The 15,318-nt window shown below is 56.9% G+C and carries 16 protein-coding genes; 13 read left to right on the top strand and 3 right to left on the bottom strand.

Annotation, left to right across the window (positions count from 1 at the left end):
* The first annotated feature begins 1 nt into the window (after nucleotide 1).
* Together AC2D8V_RS08535 and AC2D8V_RS08540 are read left to right on the top strand one after the other, a co-directional pair.
* The gene (locus AC2D8V_RS08535; protein ID WP_484733102.1) at nucleotides 2-742 is read left to right on the top strand and encodes an SDR family oxidoreductase; all 741 of its coding nucleotides are present in this window, start codon (nucleotides 2-4) and stop codon (nucleotides 740-742) included.
* Nucleotides 723-1,166, top strand: a complete 444-nt coding sequence (locus AC2D8V_RS08540; protein ID WP_484733103.1) for a hypothetical protein — start codon at nucleotides 723-725, stop codon at nucleotides 1,164-1,166. Before AC2D8V_RS08535 ends, AC2D8V_RS08540 begins: the two co-directional genes overlap by 20 nt.
* Before the next feature lies 1 nt (nucleotide 1,167).
* Here AC2D8V_RS08540 and AC2D8V_RS08545 read toward each other — a convergent pair whose 3' ends face one another.
* Nucleotides 1,168-1,812 (bottom strand): transglycosylase SLT domain-containing protein, encoded by a 645-nt coding sequence (locus AC2D8V_RS08545; protein ID WP_484733104.1) that lies wholly within the window; start codon nucleotides 1,810-1,812, stop codon nucleotides 1,168-1,170.
* Nucleotides 1,813-2,013: 201 nt separating this feature from the next.
* Here AC2D8V_RS08545 and AC2D8V_RS08550 point away from each other — a divergent pair, with 201 nt between their 5' ends.
* The 5 genes from AC2D8V_RS08550 to AC2D8V_RS08570 all read left to right on the top strand — a co-directional run bounded on the left by AC2D8V_RS08550 (nucleotide 2,014) and on the right by AC2D8V_RS08570 (nucleotide 6,629).
* Nucleotides 2,014-3,252, top strand: a complete 1,239-nt coding sequence (locus tag AC2D8V_RS08550; protein ID WP_484733105.1) for a hypothetical protein — start codon at nucleotides 2,014-2,016, stop codon at nucleotides 3,250-3,252.
* 7 nt (nucleotides 3,253-3,259) lie between these two features.
* Nucleotides 3,260-3,757 carry a hypothetical protein gene (locus AC2D8V_RS08555; RefSeq protein WP_484733106.1) on the top strand — a complete coding sequence of 166 codons (498 nt, stop codon included), beginning with the start codon at nucleotides 3,260-3,262 and terminating at the stop codon, nucleotides 3,755-3,757.
* A gap of 78 nt (nucleotides 3,758-3,835) precedes the next feature.
* Nucleotides 3,836-5,347: an Asp-tRNA(Asn)/Glu-tRNA(Gln) amidotransferase subunit GatB gene (gene gatB / locus AC2D8V_RS08560; protein ID WP_484733107.1), complete on the top strand. Its 1,512-nt coding sequence runs from the start codon at nucleotides 3,836-3,838 to the stop codon at nucleotides 5,345-5,347.
* A gap of 264 nt (nucleotides 5,348-5,611) precedes the next feature.
* Nucleotides 5,612-6,058: a thioesterase family protein gene (locus AC2D8V_RS08565; protein ID WP_484733108.1), complete on the top strand. Its 447-nt coding sequence runs from the start codon at nucleotides 5,612-5,614 to the stop codon at nucleotides 6,056-6,058.
* Nucleotides 6,059-6,131: 73 nt separating this feature from the next.
* The gene (locus AC2D8V_RS08570) at nucleotides 6,132-6,629 is read left to right on the top strand and encodes a DUF4177 domain-containing protein (RefSeq protein WP_484733109.1); all 498 of its coding nucleotides are present in this window, start codon (nucleotides 6,132-6,134) and stop codon (nucleotides 6,627-6,629) included.
* A 9-nt stretch (nucleotides 6,630-6,638) separates the two neighbouring features.
* Here the strand turns inward: AC2D8V_RS08570 and AC2D8V_RS08575 are convergent, their stop codons facing one another.
* A complete protein-coding gene (locus AC2D8V_RS08575) occupies nucleotides 6,639-6,896 on the bottom strand; it encodes a BolA family protein (RefSeq protein WP_484733110.1) in 258 nt (85 codons plus the stop codon).
* A 76-nt stretch (nucleotides 6,897-6,972) separates the two neighbouring features.
* On the opposite strand from AC2D8V_RS08575, the gene AC2D8V_RS08580 reads away from it, so the two are divergent.
* The 6 genes from AC2D8V_RS08580 to AC2D8V_RS08605 all read left to right on the top strand — a co-directional run bounded on the left by AC2D8V_RS08580 (nucleotide 6,973) and on the right by AC2D8V_RS08605 (nucleotide 13,552).
* Nucleotides 6,973-7,599, top strand: a complete 627-nt coding sequence (locus tag AC2D8V_RS08580) for a DnaJ domain-containing protein (protein WP_484733111.1) — start codon at nucleotides 6,973-6,975, stop codon at nucleotides 7,597-7,599.
* 124 nt (nucleotides 7,600-7,723) lie between these two features.
* Complete coding sequence (cobS, locus tag AC2D8V_RS08585; RefSeq protein ID WP_484733112.1) at nucleotides 7,724-8,710, top strand: cobaltochelatase subunit CobS; 987 nt, start codon at nucleotides 7,724-7,726, stop codon at nucleotides 8,708-8,710.
* Between the two features lie 4 nt (nucleotides 8,711-8,714).
* Nucleotides 8,715-9,398, top strand: coding sequence for an aspartate/glutamate racemase family protein (locus tag AC2D8V_RS08590; protein ID WP_484733113.1), 684 nt, complete (start codon nucleotides 8,715-8,717; stop codon nucleotides 9,396-9,398).
* Between the two features lie 13 nt (nucleotides 9,399-9,411).
* Nucleotides 9,412-11,289, top strand: a complete 1,878-nt coding sequence (cobT, locus tag AC2D8V_RS08595) for a cobaltochelatase subunit CobT (protein WP_484733114.1) — start codon at nucleotides 9,412-9,414, stop codon at nucleotides 11,287-11,289.
* 57 nt (nucleotides 11,290-11,346) lie between these two features.
* The gene (locus tag AC2D8V_RS08600) at nucleotides 11,347-13,143 is read left to right on the top strand and encodes an aminopeptidase P family protein (RefSeq protein ID WP_484733115.1); all 1,797 of its coding nucleotides are present in this window, start codon (nucleotides 11,347-11,349) and stop codon (nucleotides 13,141-13,143) included.
* Nucleotides 13,144-13,207: 64 nt separating this feature from the next.
* Nucleotides 13,208-13,552 carry a DUF427 domain-containing protein gene (locus AC2D8V_RS08605; RefSeq protein ID WP_484733116.1) on the top strand — a complete coding sequence of 115 codons (345 nt, stop codon included), beginning with the start codon at nucleotides 13,208-13,210 and terminating at the stop codon, nucleotides 13,550-13,552.
* Between the two features lie 10 nt (nucleotides 13,553-13,562).
* Here the strand turns inward: AC2D8V_RS08605 and AC2D8V_RS08610 are convergent, their stop codons facing one another.
* The gene (locus tag AC2D8V_RS08610; protein ID WP_484733117.1) at nucleotides 13,563-15,248 is read right to left on the bottom strand and encodes a chloride channel protein; all 1,686 of its coding nucleotides are present in this window, start codon (nucleotides 15,246-15,248) and stop codon (nucleotides 13,563-13,565) included.
* Nucleotides 15,249-15,318: the final 70 nt, after the last annotated feature.

The following is a 15,318-nucleotide window of genomic DNA, read 5'->3' on the forward strand; positions in this document are numbered from 1 at the left end:
AATGAAACCTGTCATGCTCATCACCGGCGGCTCTGCCGGCATCGGAGCCGCCTGCGCAAGGATCGCAGCATCGCGCGGATATGATCTGGCGTTGAACTATCGCACCGATGACGCTGGTGCCGAAGCCGTGGCCAATGATTGCCGCGCTGCAGGCGCCAAGGTGCTTTTGTGTAAGGGTGATGTGTCTGATCCGTCGGCGATCTCGGCGATTTATGACAGTATCGACGAGACTTTCGGGCGACTGAACGCGTTAATCAATAACGCAGGTGTCGTTGACCAGACAGCCAAGGTTACCGACGTCACGCACGCCCGGCTAAAGCGAATGTTCGAAATCAACGTCATAGGCGCAATTCTTGTGGCAAAGGAGGCTGTTTTGCGGATGCAGTCGGGGGGTGACGGTGGTGTCATCGTAAATGTTTCATCTGCTGCGGCTCGGCTTGGGTCCGGAAACCAATATGTGGACTACGCGGCATCTAAAGCGGCGATTGATACATTTACCAAAGGGTTATCCGACGAAGTTGCAGCAGATAATATTCGCGTCATGGCAGTCCGCCCCGGGTTAATCGAAACAGAATTACACGCCAAAGGTGGCGAGCCCGGACGCGCGGACAAATTGGCTCATATGGTGCCGATGAAGCGGAAAGGATCCGCCCAAGAAGTTGCACAAGCAATCCTTTGGCTCTGCTCGGACGATGCCAGCTACGTCACCGGATCGACACTAGATGTCACAGGCGGACGGTAACCTCAGCTTTCGACGCTCAGGGCGCAGTTGGGCGGCGCTGTTTAGCGTATTGGGCATCTGGGCCGTTTTGCTTATGGCGATTTTTGTTGTCCAGGCCGCCATATGGCTCATGGCGATGCTGGCGATATTCACCTTGCCAGCCGCATGGGATTTTTGGCGCAATGTCAGCGCCGGATTTGATATGGATGACCGTGGCCTGTCATGGTTTGCCGGACAGCGCAGCGCGGCGTTGTCATGGCCTGAGCTCGAACGCTTTCGGCTGGATACCCGCTTGGATTTTTCCGTTCGCGCGACAGCGATCCTGAAAAGTGGTCAAAAAATCAGACTACCTTACGAAAGCACGCCGCCACACAAGCAACTGGAGGCAGCACTGCTTGCCCGCGACGTCCCGACAGAACGGCACCACTTCTCGCTGATCGGCTAGATCATTTGGTTTCAAAAAGCTTTTGCCAAAACGTCTTTTTCTTTGGTGGTCCAGCGCAATAAGGCTGGTTCTTCAACCAGTTTGACATGTCTTGCCGCTTGTTTGCACTGCGCATCGGGCCCCAGTCTGCGGCCACGCCGCGCCAGCGGCCGTCTTTGGTCGCGATCACGCCGTCTCGCGGCACGGTCACAGCCATGATACGGATTGCGCAGCTTAGGTTATCGGCACCTTTTTTGAGCGCCTCACCGGTTCCCGCGCGGCATTTGTATCCTCGTGCTGTCGCAGGTGCGATCTGCAAAAGGCCAAACCACTTGCCGCCGCCCCCGACTGCGCGGGGCTTGTATGTGCTTTCATGCTTTGCCAAAGCGGACATGAAACCAACCCAAAACGCCGCCCGCCCGGTATCGTCCGCTTGCGGATAATACGGACACCAACCTGCGATATCGAGCGGCACAGTGTCGACGAGCGGCTTGCCGTGCTCGGCAAGCGCCTCAAGTGCCGCGGCATTCCACAGGCTCTGGTTCGGCATATGGCTCCAGCGCATTTCGGGCAAATCTTCGGCACGGGCCTCACCCAATCCGCTTTGAGCCAGCGTTTGCGAGGCGAGCATCGAAAGGACAAAAATGAACATGGTACGCGTTTTCATGCGCTCATATGTGATATTAGAGGGCGCATAAGCAAGCCCTGCGACACGCTGCGCCGCGACGGGCTGATCCTTGCCGATCCCGCCCGCGACCCCAGACAATGTCGTTCTTTTCTCACGGCTTTTGCGCGATATCTCCGCAGCCACGCCATGATTAAGCCCAAAAGAAATGCCACTTTGCGTCCACCGTAAAGGGTATTTGTTATGTCGATCCTGTCGAAAATCACGGAAAAGTCCCGTGCGTCATCAAACGCGAACGGTTCTGATGAAGTGTGCGAAATTGACAGGCTGACCTCAGGGCTGATGATTGCCTGCCCTGACCCAACACATGAAGACAGGGCCAGAGACGCCCACCGGCTGCGCGGCCAGCATCTTGCGCGGCAGGAAATGTGGGAAAAGTTGTCGTCGGAGCTTGTTCAGGCGGACAAAACCCGCCTCGCCACGCCCGGAGCGATGCCCGTTTCAGAGCTACTTTCGTACGGAGCGCGATCCGACGTCGTACTCGCCGCTGAGCACGCGCTTTTTGATGGAGAACCAGCCAAGGACGCACCTATTCAAGAAGGCATCGAAGGCCTAGAAGAGATGCTGGCCGAGAGCGGCTCTGACCCGATGTGCGCGATTGTCGTGGCACAGGCACATATGGACCTAGGATGGGCATGGCGTGGCACCGGCAAGAGCGAACGGCTGCGCGCGCGCAACCGCGAGGCGTTCGAGGCACATTTTGACCGCGCGGGAGACATCCTCGACGGCATTGAAAACCAATGCACCAACAGCCCGTTTTTTCAAACGGCGAAATGTGCACTGAACGGCGGCGGTCTGAACCCGCAGCACCGGATCGCGCGCGATTATGAACGGTTGATTGACCTGAACCCGAAAAACCCAAGTCCGATGCGCGCTTTGGGGACTTATCTGTCGCCAAGGTGGTTTGGCTCTCACCAAGAATTAGAATTGGAAGCACGCCGCACTGCTGCCCGGACCCAAGCAGTCTGGGGCGCGGGAGGTTACACGTGGGTCATGTTTGACGTCCTCTCCACTGATGTCGGCGCATGTGAAAACCTTGATCTGGAATTCTTTGTCGAAGGGTTGCAGGACATTCTTACCTGCTCTCCCGAGCAGCATACGGCCAACCTGTTGGCTGCCTATTGCGCATTCATCCATCAAGATGAAGTGACCGCGACCGGCGTCGCGACACATACAAGACGTCACATTTCCGCCTGTGCCGATTGGATCATCCGCAACCACATGACCGAACTGCATCCGATGATCTGGGCACATGCCGCAGCCGGTTTTGCAAATAACGTAAATATCTCTTCGCCCCGCAGATTTGCGGCGATGGGCCAGCGTGACGGCTTGCGTGTCATCGCACGACTCTTTCACCGAGACATCAAAAACGGGCACCGGATAATCTTTACCGCAGATGGTCCCGTCGCCGAACCAAGTTGAGGATCTTATGAACGATCACGTTACAGGACAAATCCCGAAGGACGCCCGACACTGGGACAGCGGCGACTGGATAGAATGGCATCGCCGCGTGTCAAATGTTGATGTTCAGCCGACTACAGCGACCGCTTACGACAGGTTAGCAAGACTGACGGCGTTAAATGTAAGCCTGCTGCGGGCCGCACGTATTCACTATGAACTGACGGGCACCCACCTGCCCGTTTACGAAGCGATCGCGCAAACGACAGCCGCCATACACTTTGACCTGCCATTTGAAGGCCCGGACCGACGCTGCCCATCCGGCGGCACTGAAATATTGTATATTCCGCCCCACGGGCCAAACAATATCGTTGAGGTCGACCTTTCGTCACCGTTTGAGGCGCTCATCGTGGTGCGCATCAAAGACAATTTCTCATGCGAAGCGCGTATGGTGACCCGTGCAGAATTGCCTGAAACTGCATCTGATGTCTTCAAGTTGAGCTGGCAAGCTATGCCAAAGCGCAGCTAAAGCGCGCCTTCGGTCTTGCGACGCCGCGCGTGCTGGCCTAAACCGCTGGCGATCACCGCTGCCTGAGGGATTTCGCCCATGCTTGACCTAACCTACGAAACGCCAAAACCCAAAGTAATCGCCGGAGCGCGCGAGGACTGGGAATTGGTCATCGGCATGGAAGTGCACGCGCAGGTCACCTCGAACGCAAAACTTTTCTCTGCAGCCTCGACCAAGTTCGGTGCTGAACCCAACAACAACGTTGCTTTTGTCGACGCAGCCATGCCCGGAATGCTGCCGACGATCAACGAGTTCTGCGTGGAACAGGCAGTGCGGACAGGTCTTGGTCTGAAAGCACAGATCAATTTGACAAGCGCCTTTGACCGCAAGAATTATTTCTATCCGGACCTTCCACAAGGCTATCAGATCAGCCAGCTCTACCACCCCATTGTGGGCGAAGGCGAAGTGCTGGTGGAGATGGGCGATGGCACGGCGCGTTTGGTCCGGGTTGAGCGTATCCACCTTGAACAGGATGCCGGTAAATCCATCCACGACATGGATCCCAACATGTCTTTCGTCGATCTCAACCGTACAGGGGTCGCCTTGATGGAGATTGTCAGTCGCCCTGATATTCGCGGCCCTGAAGAAGCGGCCGCATACCTTGGAAAACTGCGCCAGATCCTGCGTTATCTGGGGACCTGCAATGGCGACATGCAGTCAGGCGCAATGCGTGCCGATGTGAACGTGTCTGTATGCCGTCCGGGCGATTATGAGAAATATCAGGCCACGCAGGATTTCGGCCATCTGGGCACCCGCTGTGAAATCAAGAACATGAACTCTATGCGGTTCATTCAGGCGGCAATCGACTTTGAGGCCCGGCGCCAGATTGCAATTATCGAAGCCGGCGGAACTGTCGAGCAGGAAACCCGGCTGTACGATCCGGACAAAAACGAAACCAGATCAATGCGCTCGAAGGAAGAAGCACACGATTATCGCTATTTTCCCGACCCCGATCTGTTGCCGCTCGAAATCGAGCAGGCTTGGGTCGATGAAATCGCCGCAAACCTGCCGGAGTTGCCGGATGCCAAGAAAGCGCGTTTCATAGGTGATTTCGGGTTGAGCGACTATGACGCGAGTGTACTGACAGCCGACCTTGATTCAGCGGCCTATTTCGAAGAGGTGGCGCAGGGGCGCGACGGCAAAATGGCCGCAAACTGGGTCATCAACGAGCTTTTCGGTCGCCTTAAGAAAGACGACCGGGACATCACGGACAGCCCCGTGGTGCCGGCGCAGTTGGGTGGTGTGATTGACTTGATCGCATCGGATGCAATTTCAGGCAAGATTGCAAAGGACCTGTTCGAGATCGTCTACACAGAAGGCGGCGATCCTGCCCAGATCGTCGAAGATCGTGGAATGAAACAGGTCACGGACACAGGCGCCATCGAAGCCGCGGTAGACGAGATCATCGCGGCAAACCCTGCGCAAGTCGAAAAAGCGAAGCAAAACCCCAAGTTGGCAGGTTGGTTTGTAGGTCAGGTCATGAAAGCGACCGGCGGCAAAGCGAACCCCAAGGTGGTCAATCAGCTGGTCGCAAAAAAGCTGGCTGACTAATTCGCGCTGTGCGCAGCATTAGCATAGGCTGCATCAAAACTCAGTTTTTCAGACGGTTTCACGTCTCCTGTTGGCGCGTGAAGATTGGCTCTTAACCCTTTTGTCACGGTACTGTTGCGTGGTGGAGACGATCACGGGCGAGCTTATGGACAGTGGCGGGCAAAAGCGAACTGGTATCTTAAATTACAGGCGTTAAACTTACCCTCACTCAAAAAGCAACACTCACGGACAGGCATGGGCGGCACTCCTTTTATATCCTCTACAATGACGGTTCGTCCTGAATGGCTCGACTACAACGGACATATGAACATGGCCTATTATGCCGTGCTGTTTGATGAGGCGGCGGACGAGATATATCCGGATATCGGGTTTGGACCAGCCTATCAGAAAACGGGGTTTACCACCTACACAGCCGAGTTTCACATCTGCTATCTGCGTGAATTGCACCAAGACGATCGGGTGACCGTTTCATTGCAACTGTTAGATTTTGACGAGAAGCGATTTCACACCTATCAGGAAATCTGGCATGAGGATGGCTGGTGCGCGGCAACCGGCGAAGCGCTGGGGTTGCACGTAGATCAGTCCGGCCCAAAGGTGGCCCCGATGCCAGAACACATCCTGAGAAACCTGCAAACGCTTGCCGCCGCGCACAGCGACCTTCCACGCCCAGAGCGTGCGGGACGGCGCATTGGAATACCACGAAAGCCCTGATGAGACCTGGCGTCTTTTCGTGCATGCCTCTGCTTGGTATAGACAAGGCGATGGCCAGAGAAACGGAGTGAAAATGCCCCGATACGAATACCGCGTGATTACGGCCCCCGCGCGCGGCATCAAGGCCAAAGGAATCGGCTCGGCCGAAGCTCGATTTGCCCACGCTCTGGAAGAAGCAATGAACACCATGGCCAAGGACGGTTGGGAATATCAGCGCGCCGAAACGCTGCCCTCGGTTGAACGGACGAGCGTATCTACCAAAACAACAATCTGGCGAAATGTACTCGTTTTTCGCAGATCCTTGCCGCAGGCGCGCACACCGCGCCCTGCAGTATTGCAGCTGACCGATCCGGTGCCCAAAGAAGCACCGGTTGCGCACACGTCACACATGCCGCGACCATTGCCCGAAATCGTAGCGCCACAGCATCCCGAAGATGATGCCTCACGCAGCCAAGGTGCAAGCCGGATGCTGGTCGACAACGGCGTCGAGGGCGTCAGTGATGTCGCGGGTATCAGCACGTCTCTCAAACAGCTCGCAGCCAACAGAAAAAAAGCGCGATCAAATGGTTAGGGTGAGTTCTTAAACGTCCACATCTAACGCCAGCGCATGAATACTGGCAATTAATTCTGGGCCCAGCGCGGCATGGATTGCTCTGTGACGCGCCAACCTGTTCTGCCCCTTGAATGCGTCGGACCTGATCATCACATTGAAATGGCTTTCGACACCTTCTGTAAATCCTGCGTGTCCCCGGTGACTTTCCGTATCATCAACAACCTCAAGCGTCCTTGGATCAAAAGCGTTGCGCAATCGGTCTTCAATCTGCTGCCGTTTCGACATTTTTTTTGGCTGCCCCCTTCACTCTTCGCCTGCGCAGTCTAAACTAAGCGGCCTCGACTCGTATAGGTACCAAATTATGCCCAAGCCTGATCCCTTCGGTTTTGATATGTCCGTATCTTCTGCCAAGAAGAAAAATCCGCGCGGACGCCGCGGTATGTCAGGCGCGTCGGAGACGTCAACGCGGATTTGTGATCATGAAGGCTGCAATGAGCCGGGCAAGTTCCGCGCGCCGAAAGCACCTGATGTTCTGGATGATTTTTTCTGGTTTTGTCAGGCGCATGTGCGTGAGTACAATCTGAAGTGGAACTTCTTTGATGGAACCACCGAAGCCGAGTTGAACGCGCAAATGTCGAAGGACAAAGTTTGGGAGCGGACAACCAAACCACTGGGGGACCCCGAAGCGCGCGCTTGGGCGCGCCTCGGCATCGAAGACCCGCATCAGGTATTGGGTGCCAATGCCACGCAGAACCCCGGGCGGGGTGCACAGGCAGGACGGCGCCTTCCGCCCACGGAACGCCGCGCGCTCGAAATTCTCGAAGCCAAGGACACATGGAGCAAGCCTGAAGTGCGCAAAGCTTACAAGGCGCTGATTAAGGTACTCCACCCTGACATGAACGGGGGCGACCGCAGTCAGGAAGAACAACTACAGGAAGTGGTGTGGGCGTGGGATCAGATTAAAGTAAGCCGCAACTTTAAAGACTGATGGCATAGCTTTTCTGGGTAACTGGCACGACCCTTTCCCTTGCACCTGATCGCAATATGTAGCAACACGTGGCGCGGGGCGGACTGCGCCCCATTTGACCTCTTTTTCGAAGGACCCAAAGCTCATGGCCGACGGCGCATTGGACATTAATCAAAAGCCAACCGAAGAGATCAGCGTCCGCGATGTATTCGGACTAGATACGGATATGGTCGTGAAAGGCTTTGCAGATGGCAGCGACCGCGTCCCCGAGCTCGACAGCACCTACAAATTCGATCCGGATACGACGCTGGCTATTCTGGCTGGGTTCTCACACAACCGCCGTGTGATGATCCAAGGGTATCACGGTACGGGTAAATCCACCCACATCGAGCAGGTTGCCGCCCGTTTGAACTGGCCAGCCGTGCGCGTAAATCTGGACAGTCACATCAGCCGGATTGACCTCATTGGCAAGGACGCCATCAAGCTCAAGGACGGCAAACAGGTTACTGATTTTCAGGAAGGCATACTGCCATGGGCTCTGCGTAACCCAACGGCTATCGTGTTTGACGAATACGACGCGGGTCGTGCAGATGTCATGTTCGTCATTCAGCGGGTGCTTGAGGTCGACGGCAAGCTGACACTTCTGGACCAGAACCAAGTGATCACGCCCCACCCTTACTTCCGCATTTTCGCCACGGCAAATACCGTCGGTCTGGGTGACACAACCGGCCTGTACCACGGGACTCAACAGATCAACCAGGGCCAGATGGACCGTTGGTCTTTGGTGGCGACGCTGAACTATCTGAGCATCGACGCGGAAACCGCTATCGTTCTGAGCAAGAACCCGCACTACAACACCGAGAAAGGTCGCAAGATCGTCAAGCAGATGGTAACTGTGGCGGACCTTACACGGACGGCCTTTATGAATGGCGATCTTTCAACTGTCATGAGCCCGCGTACCGTTATTGCCTGGGCGCAGAACGCCGAGATTTTCCGCAACGTAGGTTACGCCTTCCGGTTGTCGTTCCTGAACAAATGCGATGAGTTGGAACGCCAGACGGTGGCTGAGTTCTACCAGCGGCTGTTTGATGAAGAACTGCCTGAAAGCGCGGCAAGCGTGAGCCTAGGGTGAGGCAATGCACATCGGGTTGATCGGTGGGATCGGCCCGGCAGCCACGGTGGTTTACTATCAGCGGCTGACGGCGCTGATGCGGGAACGCGACACAAAGCTTGAGCTTACAATCGTGCAAGCCAGTGCAGATGAACTGGTAACAAACAATCTGGCGGATCGCCGTCAGGCGCAGGCCGAAATCTTTGCCGGGTTGACTGAAAGGCTTGCAGGTGCTGGTGCGGACTGCGCTGCGATCACGTCGTTGGGTGGGCATTTCTGCTTTGAGGAAACAGAGCGTCTGAGCGCCTTGCCTCTCGTTAGCGGGGTTGCCCCGCTGGATGACTTTTTCGCTGAACAAGGCATTCAAACTGTAGGACTACTGGGAACCGGGCGCGTGATGCGCAGTGGCTTATATGGGCAGCTTTGCAAGACACGGGCCGTCGCACCGCAGACGACGCTGCAACAGGTCGCAGACACCTATGTGGACATGGCGGTCAGCGGACAATGCTCGGACACTGCGCGAAGTCTGTTTTTTGACGCCGGCGCGCAGATGATCCGGGAACAGGGCGCAGAGGCTGTCGTGCTGGCCGGAACAGATCTGGGGCTTGCGTTTGACGCGCACGATCCGGGCTATAAAGTGATTGATGCACTGGACGTGCACGTCGCTGTTTTGGCGGATATCGCCAGCGGTGCACGCACGGTGAATTGAAAGGGAATCGCAGATGAGCAAACCGTCTGACAATCCGGCCGATGCCTTCAAGAAGGCGCTTGGTGAGGCCACCAAGGTCATGGCGCATGATCCCGAGTTGACGGTCAGCTACTCCGTCGACCCGGCAGGGATGTCCGGCGATAGCATGCGATTGCCGCAAGTCAGCCGCCGTATGACCCGCGATGAGGTTCTGCTGGCGCGGGGTACCGCCGATGCGCTTGCACTGCACAGGCGCTATCACAACGGCCAGACACACGCCAAATATCAGCCACAAGGCGATATGGCACGCGACCTGTATGAGGCGATGGAAACGGCGCGCTGCGAAGCGATGGGCGCGCGGGACATGCCGGGGACGGCTGGCAATATCGATGCCAAAATTGCCCATGAGGCGATGCGTAAAGGCTACGATCAGGTTTCGAACCCATCTGATGTGCCGCTGGCGACCGCCGCTGGATACCTGATCCGCCATCTCGCCACAGGTCGAGACCTGCCTTCGGGCGCGCAAAACGTCATGGAGCTTTGGCGCGGGTTCATCGAAGATCAATGTGGTGGAACGCTGGATAATCTTGATGACACGCTTTCCGATCAGGCGGCATTCGCAAAATTTGCCCGGCAGATGATTTCCGATCTGGGATACGGCGACCAGCTAGGCGATGACCCAGACCAATATGATGAGGATCAGGAAGACGAGGCCGAAGAAGGCACCGAAGACGATAGCGAACCCGATAGCACAGGTCAGGATGATCAGGACGAGGAAGAAGCAGACGCTTCGCCCGAACAAAGCCAGGACGAGCAACAGGATGCGTCGCAAGCACAGGTCTCTATGGATGACATGGCGGATCAGGAGCTTGGGGAAGAGGCGGAAATGCCCGAAGGTGAGGCGCCGATGGAGCCCCCCGCCCCACCACCTGCTTCGGAAGCTGACCCTAATTATCTTGTCTATATGTCCGATCATGACGAAGAGATCGGGGCCGAAGAACTGGCGGAACCGGTCGAATTGGAGCGGTTGCGCGCCTATCTGGATCAGCAGTTGGAACCACTGAAGGGCGCAGTCAGCAGGCTGGCGAACAAACTACAGCGGCGCTTGCAAGCCCAGCAGAACAGGTCGTGGGAATTCGATCTCGAAGAAGGCATGCTCGATGCCGGGAGACTGGCGCGGGTGGTTGCCAACCCGACGACCCCATTAAGTTTCAAAGTGGAAAAAGATACTGATTTTCGCGACACGGTCGTCACGCTGCTATTGGACAACTCCGGCTCTATGCGCGGGCGCCCCATTTCGATCGCTGCCATTTGTGCAGATGTGCTCGCCCGGACGCTCGAACGCTGCAACGTAAAGGTTGAAATCCTCGGCTTTACGACGCGGGCGTGGAAAGGTGGGCAGGCCCGCGAGGCGTGGTTGAACGAGGGCAGACCACAACAACCCGGTCGCCTGAACGACCTTCGGCATATCGTCTACAAATCGGCGGATGCTCCTTGGCGCCGCACGCGCCCAAACCTTGGTCTGATGATGAAGGAAGGGTTGCTGAAAGAGAACATTGACGGCGAGGCATTGGAGTGGGCGCACCGCCGTATGTTGATGCGTGGCGAGGCGCGCAAGATTCTCATGGTCATTTCCGATGGTGCACCGGTTGATGACAGCACCCTTTCTGTCAATCCAGCGAATTACCTTGAAAAACACCTTCGCGACGTGATTGCCATGGTTGAAAAGCGCAAGGCGGTCGAATTGCTGGCAATCGGCATTGGCCACGACGTCACGCGGTACTACGACCGCGCGGTGACGATCACCGATGTCGATCAGCTCGCAGGTGCCATGACGGAACAACTTGCAGCACTGTTTGACAGTGACCCCCGCGCACGTGCGCGCGTTATGGGAATGAAACGCGCGGGCTAAGGGGGCGGAAGCCTCCGGCGGGAGTTTTTTTGGCAAGATGACAGAGGAGCAGTCGCGATGTTTCAGACATTTGAGGTGACGGCCCGGCCCGAGCAGGGCCCCGCACGGCTTGCAGCATTGCGACAGGAGATGGGTGACGCGGATCTGGACGGGTTTCTCGTGCCACGTGCCGATGCCCATCAAGGCGAATATGTCGCCGCCCGTGATGAAAGGCTGTCCTGGTTGACAGGTTTCACCGGTTCTGCGGGATTTTGCGCGGTATTGGCGGATGTTGCAGGTGTGTTTATCGACGGCCGGTACCGCACGCAGGTGAAAGCACAGGTCGCAACCGATTTTACGCCCGTGCCATGGCCAGAAGTTAGCCTTGCCGCGTGGCTAAAAGAGCATCTGCCCGATGGGGGCGTTGTCGGGTTTGACCCCTGGTTGCACACACCGGGTCAGCTTGAAACGATCAACGCGGAACTGGCTGGCAGCAACATCTCGCTCAAAGCTGTCGGCAATCTCGTGGATCGCATCTGGCCCGATCAGCCCCCGCCCCCTGAGGAACTTGCACGGGTTCATCCACTGGAATTTGCTGGCGAAAGCCATGCTGACAAACGCAACCGTTTGGCTCAGGTGTTGAAAAGTGATGGGGATAAGGCCGCACTGATCACGCTGCCGGACAGCCTGTGCTGGCTGCTCAACGTGCGCGGTTCGGACATCCCCCGCAACCCTGTCGTTCAGGGGTTTGCCTTGCTGCATGACGATTCAACGGTCGAGCTTTTCATGAATGCTGCAAAGCTGGAGGGTCTGCAGGAGCACTTTGGCCCCGAGGTGAACCAGCGCGCTCCAGAGGTGTTAATCGACCGGTTGAAAGAAATCTTGGGCCCTGTACGCGTCGACAAGAACACCGCCCCGAAGCGACTGGCTGATGTATTGGGGGATCGCGCCAGATGGGGAGGTGACATTTGCGCTTTGCCGAAAGCGCGCAAGAATGCATCCGAGATCGCAGGTGCGGCTGCTGCACATTTGCGGGACGGTGCAGCGGTGGTTGAACTTCTGGCGTGGCTCGCTGCGCAAGCCCCCGGGAGCCTGAGCGAAATAGATGTTGTACAAAAACTTGAAGGGTACCGGCGACAAGACAACGCCCTGCAGGACATCAGCTTTGAGACGATCGCCGGGACCGGCCCCAACGGGGCGATAATGCACTACCGGGTCACCGAGGAAACTGACAGCCGACTTGAGAACGGGCATCTCATTGTGCTCGACAGTGGCGGGCAGTATCTGGACGGAACCACCGATATCACGCGCACAATTTCCATTGGAACGCCGCCCCTAGAGGCCAGTCAGGCCTTTACACGCGTGTTGCAGGGCATGATCGCGATGAGCCGCTTGCGCTGGCCCAAAGGTCTGGCGGGTCGCGACATCGAGGCGATCGGCCGACTGCCGCTATGGATGGCCGGTCAGGACTTCGACCACGGGCTGGGTCACGGCGTCGGTGCCTATCTTAGCGTGCACGAGGGGCCGCAGCGACTTAGTCGGGTAAGCCACGTGCCGCTGGAAGCGGGCATGATCCTGTCAAATGAGCCTGGGTACTACCGTGAAGGCGCCTTTGGCATCCGCATCGAAAACCTGATTGTCGTAGAAGTGGCCCCCTCCTTGCCTGGCGGCGACGAACACCGGGAAATGCTGTGTTGGCGCACCCTCACCTATGCCCCCATCGACCGCAGCCTGATCAGGGTGGAAATGTTGCAGCGCGAAGAACGCGACTGGCTCGATTCGTACCACGCCGATGTGCTGGAAAAGATCGGACCGCGCGTATCGCAAATCGCGCGCGACTGGCTGGTAAAGGCCTGTGCGCCGCTTGACGGATGAGTTCGGCAGACGCGTTTACAAAACCCTATTCGGCCCATAAGGTTCGCCGCAGAGGAGAAGGCTTATGAGCAAACATATCACCATTCGAAAAGCTGATGGCACGTGGTCTGTGCGCGCCGGTGGCGCCGTCTTGGGCGAAAGTGCCGAGGCATTGGAGCTTGTCGAGGGTGATTTGCCACCAGTCATATACTTTCCACGCGACGACATCGCGATGGCGTTTCTGGATCGCACCGACAAGACCACACACTGCCCGCACAAAGGCGATGCAAATTACTTCTCCGTCGTCACAAAGAGCACAACCCTCGAAAATGTCGTTTGGTCATACGAGACGCCAAATGACGACGCGTCGCGGATCAAAGATCACTTGGCGTTCTATACGGACGATCAAGTTACAGTCGAACAGCTTTAACCTTACCCGATCAGCTGTGCTCTTCGGCGGCCGTGGCGGCAAGCGCGCGGTTGTATACCTTGAGCGCATCTACGTAGAAAACCGCCCCCAATAGTTCTGGTGGGCTGGCATCCGCACTTAGCGATACCACAGGAATAAAATTCTGACCGCTTTCAAAAAGCGGCATGGCGGCTTCCAATGTGGCGTTTGCATCCACATACACACCGGTGCCAATCAGGTCCCAGCACGTTTCTTCAGGGGCTGCACGTTCGTGTTCCATATCGCGCATAACCCCAGTGACACGGAACATGGCGAGCAGATAGGCCTGCGGACCGGCGGCCAAGTGGATATTGCGACGTTCCAGTTGCGTCAGGAAAAAACTGCGATCAACGAGCTTGGAGGCCAGCGCTGTGGACATGGAAACTGCCACCATAACCGCAAGGCCCGTTTGCCAGTCACCTGTCAGCTCAAACACGATAAGTGTCGTCGAAATCGGCGCGCCGAGCACTGCCGCGGCCACAGCCCCGGTTCCTGCCAGCGCATAGAGGGAGATCGACCCCGACACATCGGGAAAGATGCTCGTTGCAATCAGGCCAAAGCTCAGGCCTGTCAGCGCGCCGATCATAAGCGATGGTGAAAACACCCCGCCCCCCATGCGCCCCGCCATGGTGATAGCCACTGCAACAGTTTTGATAACGGCAAAGACGATTGCGTTCCACAAGATCAGTTGGCCGTTCATGGCAAGCAAAGTGGTTTCGTACCCGACACCGATGATATGGGGGAAAAAGATCGCAATACCGCCCAGCATGGCCCCGGCAATGGCCGGGCGCAGCCAACGTGGAATCCCGGTGCGTCGCTGTATCAGGTTGCCAACATCCTCGGACCAAAAGATGGCTTTCATCAAGGCAACGGCCACAAGCCCGCTGACAAGACCGAGGATAAGGTACGCAGGAAGCTCTTGGTAGAACTGCACCTCGTTCACGGTCTGCAATCTGAATTCAAGCTCACCCCCAAATTCGAGGCGATTAATGACGGTACCCGCCGCACTGGCGATAACGATGGGCGCAAAAGCATGTACGGCAAAGTGTCGAAGCACGACTTCCAGAGCAAAAAGTGCACCCGCAATTGGTGCATTAAAACTGGCTGATACGGCGGCCGCAACAGCGCAGCCCAAGAGGTCACGACCGGTGATCCCATCGGCAAGGATACGGCGGTTGACCCAGGTTGAAATAACAGCGGCAAGATGCACAACCGGACCTTCGCGACCGGTAGAACCCCCGGTGCCAAGCGTAATCATTGATGCCAACGCAGAGGCCAAACCTGCCCGCGTCTCGACCCGCCCGTCATGCATAGCCGCGCCGTGAATGACGTCTGCGACAGACCGTGCGCGCGCATCTTTGGTGAAAACATGCAGGATAATGCCAACCACGAGCCCGCCGCATATCGGGATTATCAGAACGAGATACCAAGGCAGGGATTCAGCAAAGCTATGCAACAGCCGGACGTCTTCGGTCCCGTAGATATAGGCTTGTAACGCGTTGACACCCTTGCGAAAAAACAGGGCCGCAAAGCCTGCAGCAATACCGACCAGCAACGCGATGAACCAGAATTGTATCTGGTTGGGCCCTCGCTTTCGCAGCACATCGTAGCCCTTGCGACATGACGTTACTGCCAGATCAAGCTGGTGCGCCAGAAAAGATCGTTCGGGGCTGGACATCTGCCGTTCAAGTCTCCGCGTCTAGCCCTTGTGTAAGGCACCTACTGCAACAGTTAAAGACGCAGCGCAC

The sequence above is a fragment of the Roseobacter sp. YIN89 genome, from assembly GCF_057219365.1.